General features: G+C 56.2%; 14 protein-coding genes, 3 tRNA genes and 3 rRNA genes. 14 read left to right on the top strand and 6 right to left on the bottom strand.

Features of this window, described 5'->3' with window-relative positions; genetic code table 11:
* Positions 1 to 8 precede the first annotated feature (8 nt).
* The 4 genes from ACXJGX_RS05095 to ACXJGX_RS05080 are packed head-to-tail and all read left to right on the top strand — an operon-like array spanning position 9 to position 3,561.
* A complete protein-coding gene (locus ACXJGX_RS05095) occupies positions 9 to 1,205 on the top strand; it encodes a hypothetical protein (RefSeq protein ID WP_474779309.1) in 1,197 nt (398 codons plus the stop codon).
* On the top strand, positions 1,202 to 1,900 hold the full coding sequence (locus ACXJGX_RS05090) for an HAD family hydrolase (protein ID WP_474779307.1): 699 nt from the start codon (positions 1,202 to 1,204) through the stop codon (positions 1,898 to 1,900). The genes ACXJGX_RS05095 and ACXJGX_RS05090 overlap by 4 nt, the downstream gene beginning before the upstream one ends.
* Positions 1,897 to 3,012, top strand: a complete 1,116-nt coding sequence (locus tag ACXJGX_RS05085) for a transporter substrate-binding domain-containing protein (RefSeq protein ID WP_474779305.1) — start codon at positions 1,897 to 1,899, stop codon at positions 3,010 to 3,012. The genes ACXJGX_RS05090 and ACXJGX_RS05085 overlap by 4 nt, the downstream gene beginning before the upstream one ends.
* A 57-nt stretch (positions 3,013 to 3,069) precedes the next feature.
* A complete protein-coding gene (locus ACXJGX_RS05080) occupies positions 3,070 to 3,561 on the top strand; it encodes a D-Ala-D-Ala carboxypeptidase family metallohydrolase (RefSeq protein WP_474779303.1) in 492 nt (163 codons plus the stop codon).
* Here ACXJGX_RS05080 and ACXJGX_RS05075 read toward each other — a convergent pair.
* Complete coding sequence (locus tag ACXJGX_RS05075) at positions 3,558 to 4,895, bottom strand: ATP-binding protein (RefSeq protein ID WP_474779301.1); 1,338 nt, start codon at positions 4,893 to 4,895, stop codon at positions 3,558 to 3,560. The genes ACXJGX_RS05080 and ACXJGX_RS05075 overlap by 4 nt on opposite strands.
* On the opposite strand from ACXJGX_RS05075, the gene ACXJGX_RS05070 reads away from it, so the two are divergent.
* The 10 genes from ACXJGX_RS05070 to ACXJGX_RS05025 all read left to right on the top strand — a co-directional run bounded on the left by ACXJGX_RS05070 (position 4,833) and on the right by ACXJGX_RS05025 (position 18,756).
* Entirely contained in the window at positions 4,833 to 5,591 is a 759-nt protein-coding gene (locus ACXJGX_RS05070) for an alpha/beta fold hydrolase (RefSeq protein ID WP_474779299.1), read from the top strand. The genes ACXJGX_RS05075 and ACXJGX_RS05070 overlap by 63 nt on opposite strands.
* Positions 5,588 to 7,168, top strand: a complete 1,581-nt coding sequence (locus ACXJGX_RS05065; protein ID WP_474779297.1) for a Mur ligase family protein — start codon at positions 5,588 to 5,590, stop codon at positions 7,166 to 7,168. Before ACXJGX_RS05070 ends, ACXJGX_RS05065 begins: the two co-directional genes overlap by 4 nt.
* Before the next feature lie 776 nt (positions 7,169 to 7,944).
* Positions 7,945 to 9,408, top strand: a 16S ribosomal RNA gene (locus ACXJGX_RS05060).
* A gap of 169 nt (positions 9,409 to 9,577) precedes the next feature.
* A tRNA-Ala gene (locus ACXJGX_RS05055) sits at positions 9,578 to 9,653 on the top strand.
* 26 nt (positions 9,654 to 9,679) lie between these two features.
* Positions 9,680 to 9,756 (top strand) — tRNA-Ile (locus tag ACXJGX_RS05050).
* A gap of 349 nt (positions 9,757 to 10,105) precedes the next feature.
* Positions 10,106 to 12,948 (top strand): 23S ribosomal RNA (locus ACXJGX_RS05045).
* Positions 12,949 to 13,084: 136 nt separating this feature from the next.
* Positions 13,085 to 13,199, top strand: a 5S ribosomal RNA gene (rrf, locus tag ACXJGX_RS05040).
* Together the 16S, 23S and 5S rRNA genes with 3 tRNA genes alongside form the textbook arrangement of a ribosomal RNA operon.
* Before the next feature lie 53 nt (positions 13,200 to 13,252).
* Positions 13,253 to 13,329 (top strand) — tRNA-Met (locus ACXJGX_RS05035).
* A 324-nt stretch (positions 13,330 to 13,653) separates the two neighbouring features.
* Positions 13,654 to 15,042 (top strand): exonuclease domain-containing protein, encoded by a 1,389-nt coding sequence (locus ACXJGX_RS05030; RefSeq protein ID WP_474779295.1) that lies wholly within the window; start codon positions 13,654 to 13,656, stop codon positions 15,040 to 15,042.
* Positions 15,043 to 15,087: 45 nt separating this feature from the next.
* Positions 15,088 to 18,756: an RNA-dependent RNA polymerase family protein gene (locus ACXJGX_RS05025; RefSeq protein WP_474779293.1), complete on the top strand. Its 3,669-nt coding sequence runs from the start codon at positions 15,088 to 15,090 to the stop codon at positions 18,754 to 18,756.
* A gap of 60 nt (positions 18,757 to 18,816) precedes the next feature.
* Here the strand turns inward: ACXJGX_RS05025 and ACXJGX_RS05020 are convergent, their stop codons facing one another.
* The 5 genes from ACXJGX_RS05020 to ACXJGX_RS05000 form a co-directional block, all read right to left on the bottom strand.
* Positions 18,817 to 19,008, bottom strand: coding sequence for a Pam3-gp28 family putative phage holin (locus tag ACXJGX_RS05020; RefSeq protein ID WP_474779291.1), 192 nt, complete (start codon positions 19,006 to 19,008; stop codon positions 18,817 to 18,819).
* Positions 18,998 to 19,651 carry a C40 family peptidase gene (locus ACXJGX_RS05015; RefSeq protein ID WP_474779289.1) on the bottom strand — a complete coding sequence of 218 codons (654 nt, stop codon included), beginning with the start codon at positions 19,649 to 19,651 and terminating at the stop codon, positions 18,998 to 19,000. Before ACXJGX_RS05015 ends, ACXJGX_RS05020 begins: the two co-directional genes overlap by 11 nt.
* Positions 19,652 to 19,736: 85 nt before the next feature.
* Entirely contained in the window at positions 19,737 to 20,045 is a 309-nt protein-coding gene (locus ACXJGX_RS05010) for a hypothetical protein (RefSeq protein ID WP_474779287.1), read from the bottom strand.
* A gap of 10 nt (positions 20,046 to 20,055) precedes the next feature.
* Entirely contained in the window at positions 20,056 to 21,981 is a 1,926-nt protein-coding gene (locus tag ACXJGX_RS05005; RefSeq protein WP_474779285.1) for a DUF2793 domain-containing protein, read from the bottom strand.
* A gap of 10 nt (positions 21,982 to 21,991) precedes the next feature.
* Positions 21,992 to 25,966: a baseplate multidomain protein megatron gene (locus ACXJGX_RS05000; protein ID WP_474779283.1), complete on the bottom strand. Its 3,975-nt coding sequence runs from the start codon at positions 25,964 to 25,966 to the stop codon at positions 21,992 to 21,994.
* Positions 25,967 to 25,972 lie beyond the last annotated feature (6 nt).

Here is a 25,972-nt window from a genome sequence, read left to right as displayed (position 1 = left end):
AGGGTCTGATGAGACAATTCTTTTCTGTTGCCAAATACGTTGTGATCGCAGCACTTCTTGCGGTGGTTGTTCGCCTTGTTCTTACCCAGAATAGCGAGCAGGTGAAAATGCTGGTTGTCCATTCGTATAATAACGACCTTGCTTGGGTGAATGACGTTGATGGCGGAATACGCAGCGCTGTCGCTGCTGCCGGGCGGGGTGATTTTCCGCGGCTGAATCTGCGCACCCACTACATGAACCTGCGCAATCATCCTGACTGTAATTTCTACAAGAATGCTGCTGCAGATGTGCGTTTTACGATTGATGATTGGCGGCCAGAGGTTGTGATTTTGGTGGATGATCTTGCGCAGGCGCTTGTCGGGTTTGATCAGCTTGATTTAGAGGCCGGCGTCGATCGCTACAAAATGGCGCAAGATTTAAATGCCTGGATTTCGGGTAGCCGCTGTGAAACCCCATCGGTTGATTTTTTCGGTCTTGATAAACCCGCACAGGCGCCATTGCCGCAAGTGGTTTTTGCGGGGGTGAATGGCGGGGTTGGGCTGTACGGCTATGATCATGCAAGCAATGTGTCTGGCATCTTTGAACGCAAAAATTATCCAGCGCTGATTGAAACGCTCGTCTCCTTGCGGGACGCGTATGGTGGCGATGTCGCTGGTATCATGATGCTGAATGATGCGTCGCCGACCGGACAGACCGAAAATGAAAATTATCTTGCGCAAGATTGGGCGCCCTTCGCGGCGGCCACCCCGGTCGGGGCCGCGACGCTAGCGCAATGGGAGGCCGCAGTTCACGATGCCAACGATCGAAATTTGATGTTGTTGATCGCCAACTATCAAAACGTGGTTGATGCGAGTGGGCAAACGGTCCCAGCGGATGCCCTGATCGCGTGGACGGAATTGACCGCGAAACTGCCGGTGCTTGGCGTGAATACACGCTTTGTCGCGGACGGTGGTATGATGACTGTGGCAATCGCGGGGTCTGAACAGGGCGAAGTGGCGATGAACCTCGCGCTGTCGGCCATCAGCGGCGCTGTAGAGCGCCCGCAGCGTGATGCAAAGCAGTTTTTGATTGGCATGAACCAAAGCTTGGTGCGTAAGCGCGACCTAGCTTTACCTGCAATTTATCAGGCGTTCAGTCGCGAAATTGGCACTTTTGTCGATGTTATCGAGCAGCTTTATGTGGTTCAGGATGGTGAGGGTAAATGACCATGCATGACCCACATCCGCTGTTTAGGCCCAAGGCGCTGCTTTTCGATTTTGATGGTGTCCTGATCAACAGTCTTCCTGTGATGCAACTGGCGTTTTCGGCAGCTTTGGATGATGTGTACCGCGATCAGCAACTGCCGCATGCGGCGCTTTTTGCCGAGTACAAAAAATACCTTGGCATGGGATTTCCCGAGATTATGCGCAGGCTGGATCTATCACCAGACATGTTCGATCCGTTTCGGCGGCACAGCAGGATTCTGGCACCCTATGTGCGGCTATACGCCGGCGCGGTGGATATCCTGACGTGGGCGCGTGAAAACGGGTTGTTGATGGGGATTGCCACAGGAAAAGATCTTGAACGGACGTTGGAACTACTGACGCAGTTGAACATAATAGACTACTTTTGTGCGGTTTACGCCAGCGATAGCGTCAGCGCGCCAAAACCTGATCCGGAAATGGCGTTGCGGTTTGCGGCAGATACGGGACTGACCGTCAGCGATATTATTCTGATCGGTGACGCTGCGGCGGACATTCAGTGTGGTCAGGCCGCAGGCTGTCGTACGGCGGCAGCGGCGTGGGGATATACTGACCGCGTGACCTTGCGCGCGCTGGCACCAACCTACCTATTTGAAACACCCGACGATGCGCGTGTGCAACTGAGCGGGATGATCGCCGTAGAGGAGTACCCGCGTTGACCAGGTTTATCGCCAACTTCGCCGTGGTGATGTGGCTTTGCCTCGTCGCGAGCACGTCAATGGCGCAGGCTTACTGCCCCGCAGTGTCATTTGACAGGACCAATTTGCCGATCACGGTGGGCACGAAATTCTCTCCTCCGTTTGTCATGGGGTCAAAGGACGCCCCCGAAGGCCTGATCATCGACTTGTGGGGGATGATTGCCGCATGTCTTGACCTTACCCCTGCTGATTTTCGCTACGTCGAGTATGGCACCAATGCCGAACTTGTGCTGGCTGCGGCTGTGGGAAATGTCGATCTTGCGATGTCGGATTTGCCGATCACAGTTGCGCATGAGAAAATCGTGGATTTTTCGTTTGCGTACTTTGAAGACGCGCTAGGCACACTGGTGCCTGATCGCAGTCGCGGGGCCAATTTTGCGGTACTTTTGACGCGCATATTCCATTCGAATATTCTGCTGATCGTTGCCGGCCTGTTCGGTTTTATGGTCTTCGTAGGGCTCATCTATTGGTGGATGGAACGGCGCAGTGGGAATGAATTTTTCACCCAAGGTCCGTTTTCCGGCCTGTACCGATCCATGATCTGGGCCGCGCTTTTGGTGTTTCAGGGGCAGGGGAATCCCTTTGAACTTCGGTCCCGCTTTGGCCAGTTGTTTGTTCTGCTTTTGATGTTCGTCGGTGTGACGATCATTTCGAGTTTCACCGCGATCATTACCTCTAGCTTGACCCTGCAAGCGCTCGAGCCAGAGGTAAACACCGTGGAAGATCTGGAAAATCGCTCTGTGGCAGTGATCAGCCAAAGCCATGGTTCGGAATGGGCCGTTCGTGCGGGCCTGAATGTTCAGCCAATGCAAGCATTTTCGCAGGTGCAGCGTAATTTCGACGAAGACCAGATCGACGTTTTTATGCATGATGAGGCGGTCCTGCAGTATCTTGTAAACGGGCGGACGTTGACGGGGGTTAAAATGGCCCCGCTCAGGGTTGCGCCGACCCGGTATGCGATCGCATTTTCGCCGCAAAGCCCGCTGCGCGAGCCGGTCAATTTGACGCTTTTAAGCATTTTGGAAGATCCTGTTTGGCGCGATATCCAGCAGGCGTATTTTGGTTCGCGCTGACTTGGAGGACGCGCGGGTAGGGTATAGGCTGCCCGCGTAACAATGACGGACCCAACGATGTACAAGGCAAACCCGCTGAACCCGATGCTGTCGGCAGATCTTGACCTGTTCACCCTTTGCCACAGTGATACGGCTGCGGAACTGGGGATTTATAACTTACCGCATGATCCGGCGATTATCAGCAGGTTGACGCGGCTTTGTCAGCAGGTTTTGCAGCCGGCAATCACGCACTTCGATTTGCCGCTGTTTGTGACCAGCGGCTATCGCTGTCCACGTTTGAACACGCAGATCGGCGGTCTGCCCAATTCGCAGCATCTGACAGGAGAGGCCGCGGACATCATGATGGGCGGAATTGGCAACGATGTGTTGGCCCGCTGGATCATCGACAATACGCAGTTTGATGAAGTCATTTTGGAAAAATTCGATCCACGATGTGGTGAATATGGCTGGGTGCATGTGTCGTGCTGCGAAAGCGGAAACCGGAAAAAAGTGTCGACCTTCGATGGCGACACCTTTCATGATGGCTTTCACTATTTTGATCTGTCCTAACGCGGTAGCAGGTGCGCGCCCTGCGGCACCGGATCATCAAAGGTTTTCAGGCTATCGTGGATAGCCTCTTCGACAAGGTGCTGGATCAGCTCTGAAAACAGCAACGGAGGATCTGCTGCTTCCCATAGAAAAAACCCGTATGATCCGGGAATCGGGTTGATCTCGTTGAACCAAAGTTCGCCGGTTTTATCATCGACCATAAAGTCGATCCGTGGGGCACCGCGCAGGCCAAGAACCGAAAACGCGGCTGATGCATATTCATGAATACGCGACTTCAAACCGACCGGGATGTCAGGGTTGATGTCGCGTGTCAGTGACAACATACCTTGCGATGGCACAGGAGAGTTGCCAAGCTTGCCACCCTTTTTAGGTGGGCCGCCGTCACCGGATGCCAGATACTTTTCCTTGAAATCCAATAAATCGGCGGAAGATTTGGGGCGTTCAATCGCAGAGTGGCAAATCTGCCCGTCACGATAGGTAAGCGCGATATTGTATTCGACAAGATTTTGCACCTTCGGTTCAACGAGCGCAAACCCATCCTGGCGCAGCACAGCCTGGCTGAGCGCAATAAGTGTATCATGGTCCGTCGCGATCCCGACCCCGATGCTTGACCCAAGGTTGGCGGGCTTCACAATCGCAGGATAGCCGATTTCCTGCGCGACCTTCGCGGAAAACGCTTTGGGGTTTTGCAGGGTGGCATGGTTCGCGACCACATGGTTCAAAACATTCACGCCGACCGTTTTCACAATCGCCTTGGTCGCGTCTTTGCGCATCGCAATGGCTGAATTGGTGGCGTTAAAGCCGGTGACAGGAATGCCAAGCAATTCCATCATGCCTTGGATGCGCCCGTCTTCGCCGTATGGCCCGTGAAACACCGGCAGGACGCAATCAATGTTTTGCATGCTGCTGCCATCACGCGTCTGAATGCAGGGCCCATTGTCGCCCCATGCAAAGATGACTTCTTTTAAGCCACTGGGGCTGGGCCGAAATGCGGATAGATCGCGCAGGCGCGGACCTTGCATAAACCGCCCCTGAAAATCCAAATAAACCGGGATGATGTTCAGTTTGCGTGCGTCAGCGGCATCCATCAGCTGTTGGGCGCTCACGACGCTCACATCGTGCTCTTGGGTGGGGCCGCCAAAGACAACTGCAATATTTAGCTTGGTCACGGTGTGCTGTCCTAGAATATTATTTGCCTCAGTGATAGTTATAGGGTCAAGAGCAGGCAAGCACCACAGTAGGTGGTGCCCAGAGATAAAAAGGGTACGCGGATGAAACCAATCGCAAGTGTCGAACTGGGGCAGCCAGATGCGCCTGTTATTGTGTTTGCCCATGGTTGGGGCCGGACCCGCGCGGATTTCCTTCCTGTTGCCGAATTAATTGCAGGGCAGGCCCGCTGCATCATGTTTGATCTACCGGGTTTTGGCGACACGGCGCGCCCTGATACGGCATGGGACACCAATGATTATGCCGATTATATGCGGCAGGTGTTGCTTGATAAAATCGGCGACACGCCCTGCATCTGGGTCGGCCACAGTTTCGGGGGGCGCGTTGGGCTAAGGCTGGCTGCGCAACCGCAAAGCCCTATCTCGGATCTGGTCATTGTTGCGGGGGCAGGGGTCAAACGTCCGCGCCCAATCTGGCAGCAGCTGCGCAGCAGATGGCGCAGTGCGCAATTCAAACGCAAAAAAGCCCGAACCACAGATGACTATCAGGTCATCGCATTGGAAAAAATCTATGGCAGTGCAGATTATGTCCATAGCCGCGAGATTGGGATGCGCGACATCTTTATCCAGACCGTAAAAGAGGATCAGACAAATGATGTCGGTCGCATCATTGCGCCGACCTATTTGATCTACGGTGCCAAAGATACCGAGACCCCACCCGCCGAGGGACGCATCCTGCATGACCGGATTCCGAACTCTGTATATATAGAGTGTCCCGAATTCGATCACCTGTCGGTTCTGACCCGTGGTCGGCATCAGATCGCGAACGTTCTCAAAGATATCCTGACCGAGGCCCGCACATGATCATTCTCGCCAAGCTGATCTTTTTTGCAGCCTTCGGGTATTTGCTACAAACCCGGCTGCGCACCTTGCTCGCCTATTTCCAGCAAGAGGAATATGATGGCGGGCGTTATGTTGGCGCGCTGCGATCCGTGCGTCTTTATGACGTGCGTGCCAGTGGCGCGATCCTGATTGCTGTTGTCATCATGTTGTTGACCGGGCCAAGCGTGATTATCACGCTTCTTCTCGCTGGCGCACTCGCAGCGATTGCCTGGCATGAAAAGACCTATCGGTTCAAAAAACCATTGGCGATGACCGAACGCGCCCGGCGGATCTATGTGCTGGCGATTTGCTTCATGGTGTTGCCCGTTGTGGCCTCTGCGTATTGGGTGGTTTTCGCCGTTGTCGCCCTGCAACTTGCGCCCTTTGCCTTGATCGCCGCAAATCAGGTGTTGGTTCCGTTCCAGCAACGCATCAATGACAAGTATATAGTAGAGGCGCGCGAAAAGCTGGCGCGCATGGATCCAACCCGGATCGGGATCACTGGCAGCTTTGGGAAAACCACGGTTAAACACATCCTTGCCGAAATCCTCGAAGGATCAGCGCCAGTCTTTTACAGCCGCGGCAGTATTAATACCGTGTTGGGCCTGACCCGCCACATTCGCCAGCGCCTGCAATGGTCACACCACTATTTCATCGCCGAGATGGGCGCCTATGGTGAAGGGTCTATCAAGCGGTTGTGTGATTTTGCGCAGCCGACCCTTGGGATTGTCACGGCTGTGGGCGATGCGCACACCGAACGTTTCGGGAGCGTGGACGCGATCGCGCGGGCAAAGTCTGAACTGGTGCAATATGTTTGCGCCAAAGGTGGCACTGCTGTGATTAATGCGGATGTCTTGCGCCACGCACCTTTTGCAGCCCTAAAAGAACAGTATGGCGATCAGGTCGTGACGGTCGGTACGGCGGATGCTGATGTTACCGTGTCTGCACTGCCTGCGATCGGTGGTGGATGGACGATGACATTACACTGGCAAAATGGCCTGATTGCGGATGTGACATTCGATCTGCCGTTGTTGGGCGAACATAACGTGCTGAACGCGGCGCTTGCTGTCGTGTTGACGCTGCATGTGGATCCGTCGTTCGCAGCAGATGTGCCGTATTTCACAAAAACCGTTTCGCAAATTCCGCACCGCCTGCAAAAAGTCGACAGTCCCGGTGCCCACCTGATTCTTGATGATGCGTATAACGCCAATGAACTTGGCTTTCAGGCGGCGGTGGCAACAATGCATGATCTGGCAAAGGAACGCGGCGGGCGGGCTATTCTTGTGACACCAGGTATTGCCGAGCTGGGGATGGAACATGATGCGGTGCATGCGCGCCTTGCTAAAATCTGTAACGATCTGTGTGACGTTATATATGTCGTAAACCCTGGCCGTATTCGCAGCTTTGCCGATGGGCTAGATAAGTCCACGTTAAACGTGATCGAAGTCAGCTCCTTCTTCGAGGCACGCGCCCTGATTGACCGCGACGTGCAAACTTCCGACGTGGTACTTTATGAAAATGATCTACCAGACCTATTAGAAGAGCAGCGATTCCTCTGAAGTCGCGGATCTGACAGCGCAGAATCAAAAAACCCGGCCGGTAGGCCGGGTTTTTTGATTCTAGGAGCGGATGTTTGGGCTGAATCATCTCTGCTCACGACTCGGAATGCTGAATATGGCGCGATTCACCGGCGATTCCGCGAGTCAGTTTCCTGACACACGGATGTGCCTTGTGGATAGTTTTGTTGATAACTCAAAATGTGGTGTTTTGAGTTTGTGATGTGCCTAATAAAGTTGCGTGTTGTTGCGTGATTTGGGTAATGAATATGTGTAAGTATGGCGAATTGTTGGAAAATTTGGGTTTGTCATAAAAAATGCATGTTTCCTGAAAAAAGGGGTTGCGGGTCTCGGCGACTAACCTTAGAACCCCCCTTACCGGACGAGCAGAGACGCTCCAACGGGGCGCCGGACGGGCCAGACGGAAGCGGAAACGCGGAGAGACGGACCGGGGCGGAGAAGAAAATTTTGAGGTACTGAGGCGGGGCGCGCCACTAAGTTAGGGCGCATCTGGTCACTTTTGTCTCTACGCTGTTTGAAATTGATATATCTGAAGAGATATGTGGGCGGTTTGGTTCAGTTCGATGGATCAGACGTCTGTATATCAACGCTCTTAGGACTTCGGTTCGATGATAGAGTGTCAGCTTCACTGTTTGGCGGCTTCTGGTAACTTTGGTTACTGAAGCACAACAAACAGAGAAAACGCCATTTGGTTTCAGTAAGGCCAAGTGGTGATGTGCAGAGGTTCGAACGTCAAGGATAGCATCGCAAGATGCTTTCAACTTGAGAGTTTGATCCTGGCTCAGAACGAACGCTGGCGGCAGGCCTAACACATGCAAGTCGAGCGAGACCTTCGGGTCTAGCGGCGGACGGGTTAGTAACGCGTGGGAATATACCCTTCACTATGGAATAGCCTCGGGAAACTGGGAGTAATACCATATACGCCCTTCGGGGGAAAGATTTATCGGTGAAGGATTAGCCCGCGTCTGATTAGATAGTTGGTGGGGTAATGGCCTACCAAGTCTACGATCAGTAGCTGGTTTGAGAGGATGATCAGCAACACTGGGACTGAGACACGGCCCAGACTCCTACGGGAGGCAGCAGTGGGGAATCTTAGACAATGGGCGCAAGCCTGATCTAGCCATGCCGCGTGAGTGACGAAGGCCTTAGGGTCGTAAAGCTCTTTCGCCAGAGATGATAATGACAGTATCTGGTAAAGAAACCCCGGCTAACTCCGTGCCAGCAGCCGCGGTAATACGGAGGGGGTTAGCGTTGTTCGGAATTACTGGGCGTAAAGCGCGCGTAGGCGGATTAGAAAGTAGGGGGTGAAATCCCAGGGCTCAACCCTGGAACTGCCTCCTAAACTACTAGTCTAGAGTTCGAGAGAGGTGAGTGGAATTCCAAGTGTAGAGGTGAAATTCGTAGATATTTGGAGGAACACCAGTGGCGAAGGCGACTCACTGGCTCGATACTGACGCTGAGGTGCGAAAGTGTGGGGAGCAAACAGGATTAGATACCCTGGTAGTCCACACCGTAAACGATGAATGCCAGTCGTCAGGGGGCTTGCCCTTTGGTGACACACCTAACGGATTAAGCATTCCGCCTGGGGAGTACGGTCGCAAGATTAAAACTCAAAGGAATTGACGGGGGCCCGCACAAGCGGTGGAGCATGTGGTTTAATTCGAAGCAACGCGCAGAACCTTACCAACCCTTGACATCCTTGGACCGCCAGAGAGATCTGGTTTTCTCGTAAGAGACCAAGTGACAGGTGCTGCATGGCTGTCGTCAGCTCGTGTCGTGAGATGTTCGGTTAAGTCCGGCAACGAGCGCAACCCACATCCTTAGTTGCCAGCAGTTCGGCTGGGCACTCTAGGGAAACTGCCCGTGATAAGCGGGAGGAAGGTGTGGATGACGTCAAGTCCTCATGGCCCTTACGGGTTGGGCTACACACGTGCTACAATGGCATCTACAGTGAGTTAATCTCCAAAAGATGTCTCAGTTCGGATTGGGGTCTGCAACTCGACCCCATGAAGTCGGAATCGCTAGTAATCGCGTAACAGCATGACGCGGTGAATACGTTCCCGGGCCTTGTACACACCGCCCGTCACACCATGGGAGTTGGTTCTACCCGACGACGCTGCGCTAACCCTTCGGGGAGGCAGGCGGCCACGGTAGGATCAGCGACTGGGGTGAAGTCGTAACAAGGTAGCCGTAGGGGAACCTGCGGCTGGATCACCTCCTTTCTAAGGATGTTTCTAGTCAAGACTGTTCGCAGTCTTCGTGAAACACTTAGCAGTCGGCAAACAAAGCCGGCAAATCAGGCACTTCCTCCTATTCCTTGGAAGTGACCTAGAGCCAGGCCGTCCTCATATCTCTTCAGTTTTGTTCCACTATGAGTGGGACGCACCTTTTGGGGCGTTAGCTCAGCTGGGAGAGCACCTGCTTTGCAAGCAGGGGGTCATCGGTTCGATCCCGATACGCTCCACCATTGAAGTCGCTGACTTCAACCTAGTTGGGTCGGTAGCTCAGGTGGTTAGAGCGCACGCCTGATAAGCGTGAGGTCGGAGGTTCAAGTCCTCCTCGACCCACCAACATACGATTTGACCGTTAAGTGCTGTTAGCATTTAGCCGTCCAATCGGACGATTGATCCCACGGGATCGATATTTTACATCGTAAAGAGAGAAACAACATCAGAATAGATGATGTACCCGCGTAAGGGTACATTGGCTGACGTGAGGGGCCGCATGGCCTTTATGACCGTCACGCAAGTCTATTTTGTTTCAAGTCAAGTACACTAACCGGAATAGCAGTAATGCTATTCGAACAGTGTCAGTTGCGAACCAGCGGCTGACATTGCAATGTATGCATTTTGATTTAGTCCTCCTTGATTTTTTACAAGAGGGGGAGGACACAGAAAAAGCCTTGCTTTTTCTGGATCAAATCAAGCGCGAAAAGGGCGTTTGGTGGATGCCTTGGCAGTAAGAGGCGATGAAAGACGTGATACTCTGCGATAAGCCATGGGGAGCTGAGAATAAGCTTTGATCCATGGATTTCTGAATGGGGCAACCCACCTGATACTTTGTTGTTATTATACATTCCTTCGGGAGTGTGTGGCTAACAATAGGGTCAACCAGGTATTTGTAGACTGAATACATAGGTTTACAAAAGCAAACCCGGGGAACTGAAACATCTAAGTACCCGGAGGAAAGGAAATCAATAGATACTCCCCTAGTAGCGGCGAGCGAACGGGGACCAGCCGAGCCTTGAGTGTGATTAGAATGGTCTGGAATGGCCAACCATAGTGGGTGACAGTCCCGTATAAGAAGCATGATAGGACGTATTAAGTAGGGCGGAACACGTGAAATTCTGTCTGAACATCGGAGGACCACCTTCGAAGGCTAAGTACTCCTTACTGACCGATAGCGAACCAGTACCGTGAGGGAAAGGTGAAAAGCACCCCGACGAGGGGAGTGAAACAGTACCTGAAACCGAACGCCTACAATCAGTTGGAGGGCCCTTGAGGCCTGACAGCGTACCTTTTGTATAATGGGTCATCGACTTGGTCTCACAAGCAAGCTTAAGCCGTTAGGTGTAGGCGCAGCGAAAGCGAGTCTTAATAGGGCGATTGAGTTTGTGGGATCAGACCCGAAACCGAGTGATCTAGGCATGTCCAGGATGAAGGTAAGGTAACACTTACTGGAGGTCCGAACCCACACCTGTTGAAAAAGGTCGGGATGAGGTGTGCCTAGGGGTGAAAGGCCAATCAAACTCGGAGATAGCTGGTTCTCTGCGAAATCTATTTAGGTAGAGCGTCGGACGAATACCCTCGGGGGTAGAGCACTGAATGGGTAATGGGGGCCCACAGCCTTACTGATCCTAATCAAACTCCGAATACCGAGGAGTAATATCCGGCAGACACACAGCGGGTGCTAACGTCCGTTGTGAAGAGGGAAACAACCCTGACCTACGACTAAGGCCCCTAATTCATGGCTAAGTGGGAAAGCAAGTGGGACGACCAAAACAACCAGGAGGTTGGCTTAGAAGCAGCCATCCTTTAAAGATAGCGTAACAGCTCACTGGTCTAAATAAGTTGTCCTGCGGCGAAGATGTAACGGGGCTCAAGCCATGAGCCGAAGTCTAGGATGCAATTTATTGCATGGTAGCAGAGCGTAGTGTGACATAATTCCATGTCTCCTTACCTTCTTCGGAAGGATTGGAGACGCGGAGTTTTCTGTGAAGCCCCCCTGTGAGGGATGGGGTGGAGAGATCACTAGTGAGAATGATGACATGAGTAGCGACAAAGGGAGTGAGAGACTCCCTCGCCGAAAGTCCAAGGGTTCCTGCTTAAAGCTAATCTGAGCAGGGTAAGCCGACCCCTAAGGCGAGGCCGAAAGGCGTAGTCGATGGGAACCAGGTTAATATTCCTGGGCCGTGGAGTGGTGACGGATCTCGAAGGTAGTTCATCCTTATCGGATTGAATGGGCTGCTTAGAGGTTCCTGGAAATAGCCCTCCTATAAGATCGTACCCTAAACCGACACAGGTGGACTGGTAGAGAATACCAAGGCGCTTGAGAGAACCACATTTAAGGAACTCGGCAAAATACCTCCGTAAGTTCGCGAGAAGGAGGCCCGTTCAGAACGCAAGTTTTGGGCGGGGGCACAAACCAGGGGGTGGCGACTGTTTACTAAAAACACAGGGCTCTGCGAAGTCGTAAGACGACGTATAGGGTCTGACGCCTGCCCGGTGCCTGAAGGTTAAAAGGAGGAGTGCAAGCTCCGAATTGAAGCCCAGGTAAACGGCGGCCGTAACTATAACGGTCCTAAGGTAGCGAAATTCCTTGTCGGGTAAGTTCCGACCTGCACGAATGGCGTAACGACTTCCCCGCTGTCTCAAATGTGGACTCAGCGAAATTGAATTACCGGTCAAGATGCCGGTTACCCGCGGTTAGACGGAAAGACCCCATGCACCTTTACTATAGCTTCGCATTGGCATCAGGCACAATATGTGCAGGATAGGTGGTAGGCTTTGAAGCAGGGACGCTAGTCCTTGTGGAGCCTCCCTTGAGATACCACCCTTATTCTGCTTGATGTCTAACCGCGGCCCGTTATCCGGGTCCGGGACCCTGCGTGGTGGGTAGTTTGACTGGGGCGGTCGCCTCCCAAATTGTAACGGAGGCGCGCGAAGGTTGGCTCAGAGCGGTCGGAAATCGCTCGTTGAGTGCAATGGCAGAAGCCAGCCTGACTGCGAGACTGACAAGTCGAGCAGAGTCGAAAGACGGCCATAGTGATCCGGTGGTCCCGAGTGGAAGGGCCATCGCTCAACGGATAAAAGGTACGCTGGGGATAACAGGCTGATGGTGCCCAAGAGTCCATATCGACGGCACCGTTTGGCACCTCGATGTCGGCTCATCTCATCCTGGGGCTGGAGCAGGTCCCAAGGGTACGGCTGTTCGCCGTTTAAAGAGGTACGTGAGCTGGGTTTAGAACGTCGTGAGACAGTTCGGTCCCTATCTTCCGTGGGTGTAGGATACTTGAGAAGAGTTGCCCCTAGTACGAGAGGACCGGGGTGAACGATCCACTGGTGGACCTGTTGTCGTGCCAACGGCAGTGCAGGGTAGCTATGATCGGACAGGATAACCGCTGAAGGCATCTAAGCGGGAAGCCCCCTTCAAAACAAGGTATCCCTGAGGACCGAGGTAGACCACCTCGTCGATAGGCCAGAGATGTAAGCGCTGTAAGGCGTTCAGTTGACTGGTACTAATGGTCCGATAGGCTTGATTTGATCCAGTAATAGTAAGACTGGAATCAAAGATACATACACACACAATATACTATCAGTATACATAATCATGAAACATTGCCCTAAACAGGGTACTGATGTTGGGAGGCTTCAAAAACCTCCTGAGTTTCTTTTTTGGTTTGGTGGTCATAGCGCGAGCAAAACACCCGATCCCATCCCGAACTCGGCAGTTAAGTGCCGCTGCGCTGATGGTACTGCGGCTTAAGTCGTGGGAGAGTAAGTCACTGCCAAACCTAATAAGAAACTCAATTCTCTCTTCGATGTAAAAAAATACCAATACCATTGGCGCGGGATGGAGCAGCCCGGTAGCTCGTCAGGCTCATAACCTGAAGGTCGTAGGTTCAAATCCTACTCCCGCAACCAAAATTACACCGCAAAATCAAATGCTTAAAACCCGACCTAATCAGTCGGGTTTTTGCGTTTGCAAACTACATCAACGCCACATCAACACCGGACCAGAAAAACCGCATCAGCACGCATAAGCATGCAGCGACATGCAACCGCGTGCAAAGAAGCGCGACTCACTGTCACTCAAAGCCAGTAACCGGCTGGTACCGGTGATAGCTTTGCATCTACCGATGTGTTTGTTTACGCTGTCACTATGGCGGTGCTGATGGGGCCATTCGCAGCAACGCGCGCAGCCTGTAACGGAGCAGGGGCCAACTGTTTGTTCGAAAGGGTCCTCTGATGGGATTTGTCTTTTACGATCTTGAGACCACCGGAATATCGCCCGCCTTTGACCAGCCGCTGCAATTTGCGGCGATCCGGACAGATGACAGTTTTGCCGAGATTGAGCGCATTAACCTTCGCTGCCGTATCGCGCCGCACATCATACCGTCCCCGCAGGCGATGATGGTCACCGGTGTTACGCCTGAGCAGCTGGTTGACCCTGCGCTGCCGTCGTTGTTCGAATTTACCCAGACGATCATGGAGCTGATCGAACGTTGGGCGCCCGCGACATGGGTGGGCTTCAACTCAATCCGGTTCGATGAAGAGGTTCTGCGCCATGCCTTCTACCAAAACTTGCAGCCGAACATTTACGCCACGCAGTTCAATGGCAATAGTCGGCTCGACATCCTGACCGCCGTCTATGCTGTTTGGTGCCGCAATCCGGGTCTAATGCAATGGCCAACCGACGACACTGGCCGCACCACCTTCAAGCTGGATCGTCTGGCCCCAGCCAATGGCTTCAACACACACAATGCCCATGATGCCCTCGGTGATGTCGAAGCTACCATCCACATCGCCCGCATCATCGCCGACGGCGATCCTGAACTCTGGTCAGCCATTCTGCACAACCGTGACAAGCAGAATGTGATGGCGACGCTGAAAACCTTTCGCCCAGTGGAACTTGTGCTGCGCTTCGGCGGTGGCCCTCCCCGCTCTTATGTCGGATGCTTCTGTGGCACGGCCGCTGGAAACCCGACGCAGGCTGCCTTCTTCGACCTAGATGCGGGCGATCCGGAGGCCCTGATGCAGGCCGATGACGCAGCGCTGTTCCAAGCCGTCCACGGCACTCCCCAAATCATCCGCGGTATTGCCACAAACAAGGTGCCATCTCTCTTCCCGATTATCAGTCCAGATCCTGACCACCTGCATAAGGCAGCCTTGATCTCCGCAAATCCCGCTTTCCGCGCCCGGGTCGGGCAGGCCATGACCGCGCGCTATCTCGAGGTTCCAGATGCGCCGCCGCCACAGATCGAGAAGCAGATATATGGCGGCTTCTATGCAAAGGCTGATCGTGATCTGCTTGCCGAATTCCAGCGGGCAGAATGGCCCCGGCGGCAGGAAATCATTGGTCAGCTAACCGATGATCGTCTGCGCCAGCTCGGCCGCAGGCTCATCGCCTTCCACGCGCCCGAGCTCATGACAGCTGATGAGGCCAAGCAGTATAAGGCGTTCCTGCGAGAGCGTCGGAATGCCCCGGAGGCACCTGATACCGAGTGGATGACGATTGCCTCAGCGACGTGCGCCATCGCAGAGTTACGGACGCAGCCGGGAGCGGATCAGCAAGTGCTTAATGATATAGCCGTGCTAATTAAGCAGATCACGCAGCGCGATACTGAACTCGATTGATTTTCTTGGGACGACGAAACCAGGCGTGTATTTTAGGAGTCGTAAGTGACATTTATTTCTTTGGTGCCGACGATCGAGTGTCTCGCTGACGAGACTGTGCTTATTCAGGCATGGAAGAAGACATCTAGCTACATTCGCTACCACAACTGGTTTTCAGATACCCTTGAGCTTGACCGTACAGCTATCAATCTAAGGGAGTTCATTGCCAATATTTCGACCGAGATCAAATCTGATAGCCAACTCCTTTCTGACCCGATCCGAATGGTTCCGGCGCCAAAAAGTCAACAATGGCGAATCGAAAGTGGTGGCCAATGGAAACCGGTCAACGGTAACGGCGACACTGCGAAGATCCGCCCGCTCGCTCATGTGAGCCTGCGCGACCAAGTGATTGCGACAGCTATGATGATGTGTCTGGGCGATCGTGTCGAGACGCGCCAAGGTGACCCCGCCATGACACTTGACAGTGCTGAACTGCATACAGTCGTCTCGTATGGCAATCGGTTGTTTAGCGATTTCAAGAACGGTAAAGCGCACCAGCGGTGGGGTTCAGGTACACTCTATCGGGGGTTTTACGAGGATTATCAGACATTCTTAGCCAGGCCAGAAGACGTAGCTGAGCGGATTCACAAGGGCCATCCAAGGACGCTGATCGTGCAGTCTGATCTTCGCCAATTCTATGATCGTGTCACAGCCGATCTCTTGCACAAAGCGATGGTAAACCTTCGGGATGATTCTGGTGAGGCCGCGTTTTTCGAGCGTGTAACAGGCTTCTTGAAGTGGAAATGGTCAGATAGTGACCTTAAAGAGGTTGATATATACGCCAAGCAATCCGGCATTCCGGATTTCAGCAGAATTGTACTACCACAAGGGCTTGTTGCGGCTGGCTTCTTCGCCAACGTCGCCCTTGCGACATTTGACAAAAACCTTAGAGACCAGATCGGCCGAGAAATCCTGCCAAACATTAAGTTGCACGACGTCGCCCGCTACGTTGATGATCTCCGGTTTGTGCTGTCTGCCCCATTGGACGTGGACATCGAAGCGGTAAAGACCGATATCTTCAAATGGATCAAAGGCAGTCTGGATCACTCTGCGCCTGGCCTTAGTCCGGCAGAAGAGAAGACACAGGTCACGGCTTTCCGGGCGGACGAAAGACCCCTAGTACAGCAGAGCAAGCGCATGGCGCGGATCCAGACAGCAATTTCAGGAGGTTTTGACCCCGTTGCTGGCGGAGAAATCCTCGATTCCGTACTTGCTCTTGTCAGGGCCCAGGAGCGGTTGGCGAAGGCCGAAGCGGTCAACGAGCACGACCCGTTCCGACCTGTTCCTGATGTGCGCGATTCAACCGTTGACCGCTTCGTTGCTGGTCGGTTTCGTTCAACTTATCGCTCTCTTCGCCCTCAGCTTTGGCAAACCCACGAGGATAGTCAGGCTGAGGGTGACGGCGAAGAATATAGCCAATTTCGAGGGGTTCGCACCCGAAACGAGCTCGACGATGAAATGCGAGCCTTTGCACTGGAACTGATCTCGAAATGGGTCAGCGATCCTTCCAATGTCCGTTTGCTGCGGATCGCCCTCGACCTTTGGCCCGATGCTGACGTCCTGACGAGAGTTCTTAATCTATTGCGACGGTTTACCCAAAAAGGGGGGCCCCGGAATGCACCGCGGCGGATCGCATGGTACTGCTTGTCCGAAATCCTTCGCGCCGGTGCCGTGGAAACCGGCTTTGTCGAGGATGATGAACAGCTTCCGTCTGCAGTCAAAGTCGACGAATATAGACGGGTGCTCCGAGAAGAAGCCCTAAGAATAGTTTTCACCACGGAAACGCGCCTTCCATGGTATCTCAAACAGCAAGCTTATCTGCTACTCGCAACAGATCCACCAGATATTCAGGCGCTGCCATCTCACGGAAGTGGCGATCTTTCATCCTATACCCGGCTGCTGCGCTTTCTGAAGGGCGATGCGCAAAAATGGCTGTCTGATGAATTCGCCACCTATGCCGTTCTTGCTCGGCGCTCATATTTGGACGCACAACGAGCAGCGGCGCTAGTAGGGCCGCAGTTGACGCCATCTCGAATAAATCGAATTGCGTCGCTCGATCCGAATTTTGCTGCTGAGCTTGTGGCTGCGACGGGTGGGGTATCATCGCTGACCCCGCGAGCTAAGGCGGATCTCGGTCTCTCAGATCATTCCGATGCCAAGAGCAACACGCTGGCCAAGATCGTACTCTCACCTGAGACGGGAAATAAACTGCGCAACGAGCGCGCCTTGCTGAGCTTCGCTTCCAAGTTCCTGCTGACAATTGACGGCGTTGCGGAGGCAGCACCTATTTCCCCATCCGAGGTAACTCTGGGTCTGGATGCGGAGATGAACGAGGTTGGATCGCTTCAGCTCCACCGTCGCAACTTGGCTGGCGATTCACTTTATGACCCGCCGAACTGGGTTCCTGCTGATGATCACTGGCGATTTCAGCTTGGTTTTCTTCTGCGCTTCATCCTGACCGCCCAGCCGGATTTCACAAGGCCAGCTCGGAGCCCACATTGGAAAGAGGAGAAGCAGATCTACAGGTCGCCTGGCGGCCATTGGCATGAGCGGATACATGGTTTCTTTAATGGCTATTCAGCGTTCGGTGATGATTGGCTGCCCATTTCTGACTGGGTGGAGAGGTTGCTCTTCGGCCTCTTGTGGTGGCCGGGCTGTGCCGGAAAACGGGAGGATACTCCAGTTGCGGGCACCATGAGAGAAGCTCAGGAAGCCATTGACGCGCGTCTGAAGTACATGCGGGAGATGCAAGGAACTAGCGTTGCCCTGATGCCCCTTAAAGTACCTGGTGCTTTTAAGAGGGAGGGCAAGCCCCTGCGGGCGTGCGTTGTCCAGATGGCATTTCCCTCGGTGGACGACTTTCATGAAAACGATCTTACTATGTCAGATGCAAATCTTCGAATACGTCATCGCCGCCATCTTTCTGCGGCCTTGGCTGCGGTCAAAAGCTCATTGGCCCTCCGCGAAACGCACAAGGGCATGGACCACAGACTCGACTGGCTTATTTTGCCCGAGCTTGCGGTCCATCCCGACGATGTGCGGACGCACCTTGTTCCCTTCGCACGAGCGCATAAGACGATCATCCTCGCAGGGCTTACTTATGACGAGCTTTTTGCCGGTCAGCCGCTGGTGAACTCTGCGCTCTGGATACTGCCTACCCACCATCCCACGCGCGGTGCACAGATCCTGATTAGGCGACAGGGCAAAAAACACTTGGCGCCGAGCGAGAAAAGCTTTGAGACCAATGGATTGGTTCAGTCGTTCCGCCCTTGTCAGTGGCTGATTGGATATGATTGGTCCATAGATCCAGACAGCGATCCGCTTTGGCTGACTGCCGCCATTTGCTTTGACGCAACCGACCTTCATTTGGCGGCCGACCTGAAGGATAGGTCTGACATTTTTGCTATTCCAGCCCTAAATAAGGACGTGAAAACGTTCGACAATATGGCTCTGGCTTTACACTACCACATGCACCAAATGGTCGTGGTAGCGAATAACGGCAACTATGGTGGAAGCAACGCTTATGCACCCTATGCTAAGGATTACAGGCGGCAGATATTCCACATGCATGGACAGCCACAGGCTTCGATCGCATTTTTTGAGCTGGAAAACATCGCCGTGTTCAAAAACCGCAAAACGAGTGGGATAGTTTTCAAGCCACCACCAGCAGGTTAGTCGAAACCCCTGCCAATGGCAGGTTGCCATGCGCTTCAAGCATATTTAACCTGCAAAGTCTTATCTTCCCCTCTTGTCGGCGACAGACCAAACCATCGACCCAATGGTCAGCAGCGCCCCAATCATCGGTTCGACATCGGATGCCTCGACATAGCCCTTCGCGACCAGCGCGGTGCCCGCGACTGTCAGAACTTGGCGGATCAGTGCAAGGATTGCAGGTTTCAACATCATTTTCTCCTGTTCAGATTTCATTGGTGGTTGCGAGGAATTTGCCGGGCTTCATGGTCGGCAGGCGCTGCAGGCGGGGTGGGTAAGTTGCGGGCCAGCGGGCGCCGAGAAGGCGGGACTTGGCGATCCTTGCGATGGTGACGGCGTCGGACTGGTTGCCGCTGAGGGCATAGAAATGCGTATCGTCCTGTCCCATCGCGAAACCCACATGGCCGCCTGATCCGCGTTCGAACACCAGAACCGCGCCAGTGATCGGCTGCACCTCTCGCCCAAACAGCAGCCAGTTGCGCGCCCAGTAGGGATTAGTGCCCAGCGCGCCGAGTAGCGGTTCGTCGGGCAGACCCATGCGGATGCAGGTTTCAACGAAATCTCCGCACCACGGGTTCTTGGACGGGTCGCCCAGCGACCGTCCGTCGCGTTTCAGCCAATCCATCAACCACGACCTGTCGCGCGCCTCATGGCGACCGAGTGCGGATTTCGCCTCGGTGATCCAAGGGAGGGGCCCTGGCGGCGCGACAGATGCAGCGCGGCCGTTCGCGGCCAGCAGTGCTTTCATCGCGCGGGCAGTGCGCAGGCCCCAGAGGCCATCGATGGCGCCCGGGGAATGACCGAGCTCTTCCAGCCCGTTCTGGATCAGGCGGATGGGTTCGCGGGCATCGGTGGGCATGGGGAGGCTCCTTTCGCCCGCCGCCGGGCATAAAAAATCCCGCCTTGTGGGCGGGTGGGGTTGGATCGGTATGGTTGAGGCGTAGTCAGTCGGTGCGGCCGCGCTGGAAGGCTTCGAACATCAGATCGCGCATGGCTCGGATATCGGTTTCGATGCGTTCCAGCCGGTCGGCGTCGTCGTCGCGATCTTCGGCGCGCTGACGATCGACGCGGTCCCGTTCCTGGCTGAGTTCGCGATCAAGGCGGGCCAGCATCGCGTCGTTGGTGAAAGCCTTGCGCGTTACCGAAGCCAGAAGTGCGATGGTGCCCCCTATCAATGCTGTGATGGCGGCCGTGATTCCGTTGTCGCGCAGGGCCTCGGCGACCTCCTGCAGGAAGCTGGTTTTCTCAGTCATGGGTGGTCTCCTAGAAGTCAGTTTCGACGTAAACGCCGGAGCAGTCGTAAGCGACGGCCGCTGCAGTGGTACCGGTGTTCATGAAGTTGCGAGGGCTCAGGAGTTGGGTCGCCGCAGGCATGTCGGTGGTGATGGTGAACTCGACAGCAGCGCCACTGACCTCCTCGACGACGCGGACGCCTATGTCCGATCCGTTCGGCGCGGCGGCGATATAGAGCGACAAGACGTTGGTGGTGCTGGACACCGGAAAGCTGGCTCCCAGATCGGTCAGGGTCGGCGCGCCGCTGCCGTCATTGTGCACCAGCTGCCAATTGGTGTGCGTGCCGCGTTGGAAACCGATGCCGATGCAACTCACCGCGGCGGCCAGTGTCAGTGTGGTGGCCAGCGCGGCAGTCGAGCCATAAAGTCCAAAGAACCCCATGCCGGTTGCCTGCAGCGTCGTCATCGACAGCCGGTTGACGTAACTCCAGCCACCAAGCCCGTCGGCATTGCCCCGCCAGCAGACCCATCCGGCAGAGCGTTCTTCCGCCACGGCATCCGCTGTCGCGGCACTCGTCACGCGCCAACGACGCATGCTCGTCGAGAGGTTGGTGGTCGCCAATGTCGGTGTGGCGACGGTGCCAACGGCGGTGCGCGGCATGCCGTTGGTGTTGACGGTGGTGCTGGTGGAAGGGGCCGAAGTGGCGATCCGGTTTACCCCGAAATGCGGCTGCAATGGAAAGAAGCGGCCCGAGGGCCGCTGCACATCCAGCCACCCCGCCCCGGCGCGATCCCGGGCATAGACCGCCAGTTTGCCAGCCGGTGGCGGGTCAGGTGCTACGGGCAGACTGGGCATGTGCAGCGGTTCCGGTAGTTCGACCCGGCCAGAATTGCGGTCGATCTTGATCGCTTCGTGAAACGCTCCGCCGTCCGGACTGACCTTGAAGCTGAAATCGTCACTGCCCAGCAACCCGATCAGCGCCCGCGCAGAGAAGCCGGTCTTAAAGGCGAAGGCGGCATCATTAGCCGGGGCATTCTTGTTGACCGTCGCCTCGATCCCAGCGCCTGCGTTATTGAACAACATGGCGGGCGCGTTGATCGACAGGCGATTGTAGCTGTCAGCCACAGCACCACCGAGGCCCAGCAGTTGCGCAGTCAGGTTGGCTTGCGGCATGCCGACCTGTGTCACGGCATTTGCGAAGGTGACCGTGGGTGTGTTGAAAACTGTTGTGCCGCCAGCGCCTGCCGTGGTCGAGCCGATGTTGACCACTGTCGTGGATCCGGATGCGCCGCCAGTTCCAAGGTTCAGCGTCTTAGTGACGCCGGTGCTCGTCGCTCCGGTGCCGATCCCATATGTCGCTGTCGTTGTCGCTGTGCCGATCGTGGCCGCTGCCGCCGAAACGGTGACGGTTCCCGAAGCCGTCAGTGTGCCCGAAAAGGTCTTGTTGCCAGTGAACGTTTGGGTGCCCGCGAGGATTGCCAGTTCCGACGATGTATTGGGCAGCGTGAACGTCCGGGTGGTTCCGGTGTTGATCCCCGACAGCGAGAATAGCGCCTTCTTGGTTGGATCGGCATCATTCACCAGGCTGAACACTGCATCTGACACATCCGTTGGTTCGCCGACGAAATCCCAGGTGGTACCGTTCCAGACGGCAAAGGCTTGTTCTGCGGCGATCCAGGCCAGCCAGCCCGGGCGCGGCACCAGTCGCATCCACACGCCATCGACCCAGAAGGCCACGTTCAGATCCCAGCCCGCCCAAAGGCCGGTGGCACCTGAGGCCACGATATGGCGGTCGCCATCAGCCGGACTGGCAGGCGGCGTGGTGCGCGTGCGCTCCAGCACAGAAAGTTGGACCAAGGCATCGAGCAGGCGCACCGCCTCGTTATGGGTGACATGCTTCTGGGCCTGCGATGCCAGGATGTAAGGCAGGAGGAGATGGGTCGTGATGTTGGACATGGGTGCGCTTTCAGAATGTGAGAGTGACGGATTTTGCCGCGCCCCGGCCGATCAGGGTGGAGAGCTGGTAGATCCTAATTGCGAGGAATTGGCCGGGGCCGAGTGGTGCGCCCCAATCAGTGATCTGCTGCGCGGCGGTGTAGAGGGCGCTGGTCGTTGAGGTGCTCAGCCTGCGCTTGACCGTGCCGCCATCGCAGATTTCGACCTCATAGGCCTCGCTGTCTTCCGCCAGAGGGACATCTCCCGCGCCCCAGGTATCGGCTGCCAGCGACCGCGACCGACGAGTCCAGCGGATGGTCAGATCGCCCGGGCTGCGGGCTGTCCGCCACGGCTGTTCGACATGGCTCACTGAAAACGGCCGCAGCCCAGCGCCCTCGGGGGTGAACGTCGTTGCTACATAGGTCTCGTCACTGATAGGGCGCGACGCAGGTCCAATGCGCCAGTTCCATGGCAGACCGAGATCGGCTTGGGAAATCGGCAGGGTGGCGAGGGCCGTATCCAGCACCACCAACCGCGCGCCTGTGGCAACGACGCTGGCAACTGCGTATTCAGTTCCGCGCTGACCGCGCAACAGCCGGGTCAAACGATAGCGACCCGGCGCGATCAGTTCGGCCGCGCCAGCCTGGATGATTTCCCACTGCCCAGCGCCGGTCTCAACGGCCAGAGCATTGGCTCCACCCAACAGCGTGATGTCCGTGACGCTCTCAAGGGTGCCGGAAAACAGATCAACCACCAGTGCATTGCCGAGATCAAAGCGCGACACTGGCCCCGCATAGAAATCCGCCACCAACACCCCGATGCGCGCCCGCGTGCCGAAGGTGGTCAGCAGGGAAAAACCATCCGTCGCGGCGCTGCGGTAAACCGCGATTTCTCCCGGCCATGGTTTGGCGTGGGCAGCAACGAAGGGCCGATGCGCCGATTGCTCCTCGCGCAGTTGCGGCAGATCCAACAGGACGACGTCGGGCGCACCGAATACAGTGGGCGTCGACAGCGAGGCAGGACGCGGTTCGCCGGGCGGCAGATCGTAAACCGCCCGGTCCTGGCGCACGGCGTCGATGCTGCGCAGGTCCGAGTCTGCAATGGATACCAGTCGCATCTCGGTCAGGCGGCCATCATGATCGAGCAGGATCACGTCGCAGGGATCCAGCGCCAAACGCGACGGCGGCAAACGGAACACAGCACTTTCCCGACCGACCCACGCCTCCATCAGCGCGCGGCGACAGCGGCGTCCGGCCTCTTCGGGTGGCACTGCGATCGGGAACGCCTCTGAGGCGATGCGCGTGGTGTCGACGGTGATGCGGCGCGCTTCGACCTGCGCTGCGTCATAATCTTCGTCGGCGCGGGCGACCTGCCACTTCAAGGCCTGCGGCAGTTCTGTTTCCTGCGCCCGGGTGAGTTCCATGACGTCGCCTTGCGCGAACGATGGTGCCACCATGCTGTCTGGGGTGACCGTGACGCTGGCAATCCGGCCCCGCATCAGGAACTTGATGCGGCCCTCACTCTCGACGGCATCAAAGCCAAAATGACGGGCCAACGTGGAAATCGACGCGCGTGGGGCTTCCAAGGCCGAGATCACATAACCTTCCACCGCACCCCAGAGGCCAGAGACGTCGATTTGGTTCTCGGGCATGCCAGCGCGCAGGCAGAGGTGCCGCACGAGTGCGGCCAAGGAAACGGCCCCCAGCCGCCCGGTCAGCCAGTGCCCCAGCCGCCAATTCGGCCCGTCGGTCCAGACATCGGTGAGTTCGGGAAAGAACGGATAGGGCCGCGCATCCCAGGTCCAGGCGGCGCACTCGGGCACATGGACCATGCGGTTGCCATATACCGAGGACACCGGGTTGTTCGCCGCAGCACCCCAGAACAGATAGGTCGTCTCGAGATAGGCCCGCTGGATCGCATCATCCCGCCAACCGCGCGAAAAGTGGGGCGTGAAGCTTTCCGAGGATTTTGGATCGAAGAAGACGTTCGGCTGATTGGTGCCGCGATCAATCGCCGCGCAGCCCAATTCCGTGAACCAGATCGGTTTGGATTGCGGCACCCATGCGGTTGGAACTCCGCTTTCCAGTCCACTGGGTCGATTGAAATGCGGCTCGGACCACCACTTCCGCAGATCCTTGTAGCGGAAGACCCAAGGTTTCCCGGCGCTGCCGTCGGTAATTGGCGTCCGGACCTGCGCGGCGCGATCAGCCGGGCTGGCATAGAACCAGTCAAACCCCTCGCCACCGGTGATGTTCGATTGCAGATAGGCGCGGTCATAGATCGCCGGGGCCAGTGCAGCGTCAGCATGATCAAAGCCATCGCGCCAATCCGACAGCGGCATGTAGTTATCGATGCCGATGAAATCGATGTTGCTGTCTGACCAGAGCGGGTCGAGGTGGAAGTAGACATCGCCGCTGCCATCCGCAGGGTGGTGCCCGAAGTATTCCGACCAGTCGGACGCATAGCCGATCTTGGTCCCAGCGCCGAGGATTGTGCGCACATCAGCGGCGAGCGATTTAAAGGCGGTGACCGCGGGATATGCGCTGGCCCCCGAGCGGATCGTGGTCAGGCCCGGCATTTCCGATCCAATCAGAAAGGCATCTACGCCCCCGGCGGCTTTGCACAGATGCGCATAATGCAGGATCATCCGGCGCAGCCCCCATTCCCCGGCCGAGCCGGTCCAGCTGACAGTGGTACCTGACACGCTGAAGTTCGCGGGCGTGGCTGTGCCGAACAGCGCCGACACTTGTGTTGCGGCCGTGGCGGTCTTGTCTGCCGATCCGACAAAACCTGCAGCGGGCGAACAGGTGATGCGCCCACGCCAGGGGAAAGTCGGCTGGCCGATACTGGCGGCATTGTCGCTATAGGGGTTCGGTTTGGTATTGCCGGAGGGCACATCCATGAGGATGAACGGATAGAAGGTGACGCGCAGGCCCCGCGCTTTCATCTCTTTGATCGCTTGCACCACCGCAAAGTCAGCTGGCGTGCCACCATAGACCGGACGGTCTTCGGCGTCGCGGCTCACCAAAAAGGCATCCGCGCGGCTGACACCATTCACGGCCCATGCCGAGGGCGTCGTGGTTTTGGCCGCAACCTCCACACCGGGACGCACCTTGCAGTTACCCGCGCGCAGATCGTCACCAAACCATGCCACCACCAAGCTGACACTTTCCACAGCGGGGGCCATCGCTTGCAGCCGGTCGAGAGCCACGATGATGTCGGCGGTATCAGCGATCGCGTTCAGGTTTTCCGCAGTGGTCGCGCCGCCAGCGCCAGAGGATTTCTTGACCGGGGCCGTCGCATAGCTGAACTCGCCCGACGCCGGAATCAGGGTCACTGCCTTCACCACCCCTTCCGCGGTGTCGGGATCTGCTAGCGGGCGGAATACCTCGAAGCTGATCTGGGGCAAGCGGTTACCGAAAGCGCTGAGGTCCAGTTCTTCAAAGACCACATAGGCTGTGCCGCGATAGGCCGGTGTATTGGCCGCGCCCATCTTGGCTGCAATGAACGGGTCAGCAGTTTGCGCCTCATCCCCCGGATACCAGCGCCAGGTAACGCCGGTCATGTCCATCGCCTTGCCGTCGGCCCAGACGCGACCGATGCCGGTGATCTCCCCTTCGCAGAGCGCTATCGCGAAGCTGGCATAGTACAAATACTCGGTCCTCTTGACCTTGCCGCCACCGCCACCCTTGCCACCACCTTGGGTCGTGGTCTTGGTTTCCTCGCGGAAGTCGGTGGCCCAGATCACATTGCCGCCGATGCGCATCCGGCCAAAGAGGCGCGGGATCACCGCCCCTTCGGTCGATGAGGTCATGCGCAAGCTGTCCAGCCGCGCACCCTCGATGCGTTGTGCCGGGGCCAGTGAGGAGACGATCCAACTGTCGACCACCGATCCGATGCTTGATCCGATGAAGCCACCGATAGCCGCAGCCGAAAAGCCAAGGATGGACCCGCCAATGCTGCCGCCAATCGCGGAGCCGACGGCCCCGAGAACCAAAGTTGCCATGTGTGA

The organism is Yoonia sp. SWMV100, assembly GCF_056108365.1.
Note: the sequence above shows the minus strand (reverse complement) of the source record. Positions and strands in the feature narration are given on the sequence as shown.

What these genes read in the sequence shown, in the direction of transcription:
- ACXJGX_RS05095 (WP_474779309.1), top strand. Translation starts at nt 9, where the DNA reads ATGAGACAATTCTTTTCTGTTGCCAAATACGTTGTGATCGCAGCACTT.
- ACXJGX_RS05090 (WP_474779307.1), top strand. Translation starts at nt 1,202, where the DNA reads ATGACCATGCATGACCCACATCCGCTGTTTAGGCCCAAGGCGCTGCTT.
- ACXJGX_RS05080 (WP_474779303.1), top strand. Translation starts at nt 3,070, where the DNA reads ATGTACAAGGCAAACCCGCTGAACCCGATGCTGTCGGCAGATCTTGAC.
- ACXJGX_RS05070 (WP_474779299.1), top strand. Translation starts at nt 4,833, where the DNA reads ATGAAACCAATCGCAAGTGTCGAACTGGGGCAGCCAGATGCGCCTGTT.
- ACXJGX_RS05075 (WP_474779301.1), bottom strand. Translation starts at nt 4,895, where the DNA reads ATGGGCAAACACAATAACAGGCGCATCTGGCTGCCCCAGTTCGACACT.
- ACXJGX_RS05065 (WP_474779297.1), top strand. Translation starts at nt 5,588, where the DNA reads ATGATCATTCTCGCCAAGCTGATCTTTTTTGCAGCCTTCGGGTATTTG.
- ACXJGX_RS05030 (WP_474779295.1), top strand. Translation starts at nt 13,654, where the DNA reads ATGGGATTTGTCTTTTACGATCTTGAGACCACCGGAATATCGCCCGCC.
- ACXJGX_RS05020 (WP_474779291.1), bottom strand. Translation starts at nt 19,008, where the DNA reads ATGAAATCTGAACAGGAGAAAATGATGTTGAAACCTGCAATCCTTGCA.
- ACXJGX_RS05015 (WP_474779289.1), bottom strand. Translation starts at nt 19,651, where the DNA reads ATGCCCACCGATGCCCGCGAACCCATCCGCCTGATCCAGAACGGGCTG.
- ACXJGX_RS05010 (WP_474779287.1), bottom strand. Translation starts at nt 20,045, where the DNA reads ATGACTGAGAAAACCAGCTTCCTGCAGGAGGTCGCCGAGGCCCTGCGC.
- ACXJGX_RS05005 (WP_474779285.1), bottom strand. Translation starts at nt 21,981, where the DNA reads ATGTCCAACATCACGACCCATCTCCTCCTGCCTTACATCCTGGCATCG.
- ACXJGX_RS05000 (WP_474779283.1), bottom strand. Translation starts at nt 25,966, where the DNA reads ATGGCAACTTTGGTTCTCGGGGCCGTCGGCTCCGCGATTGGCGGCAGC.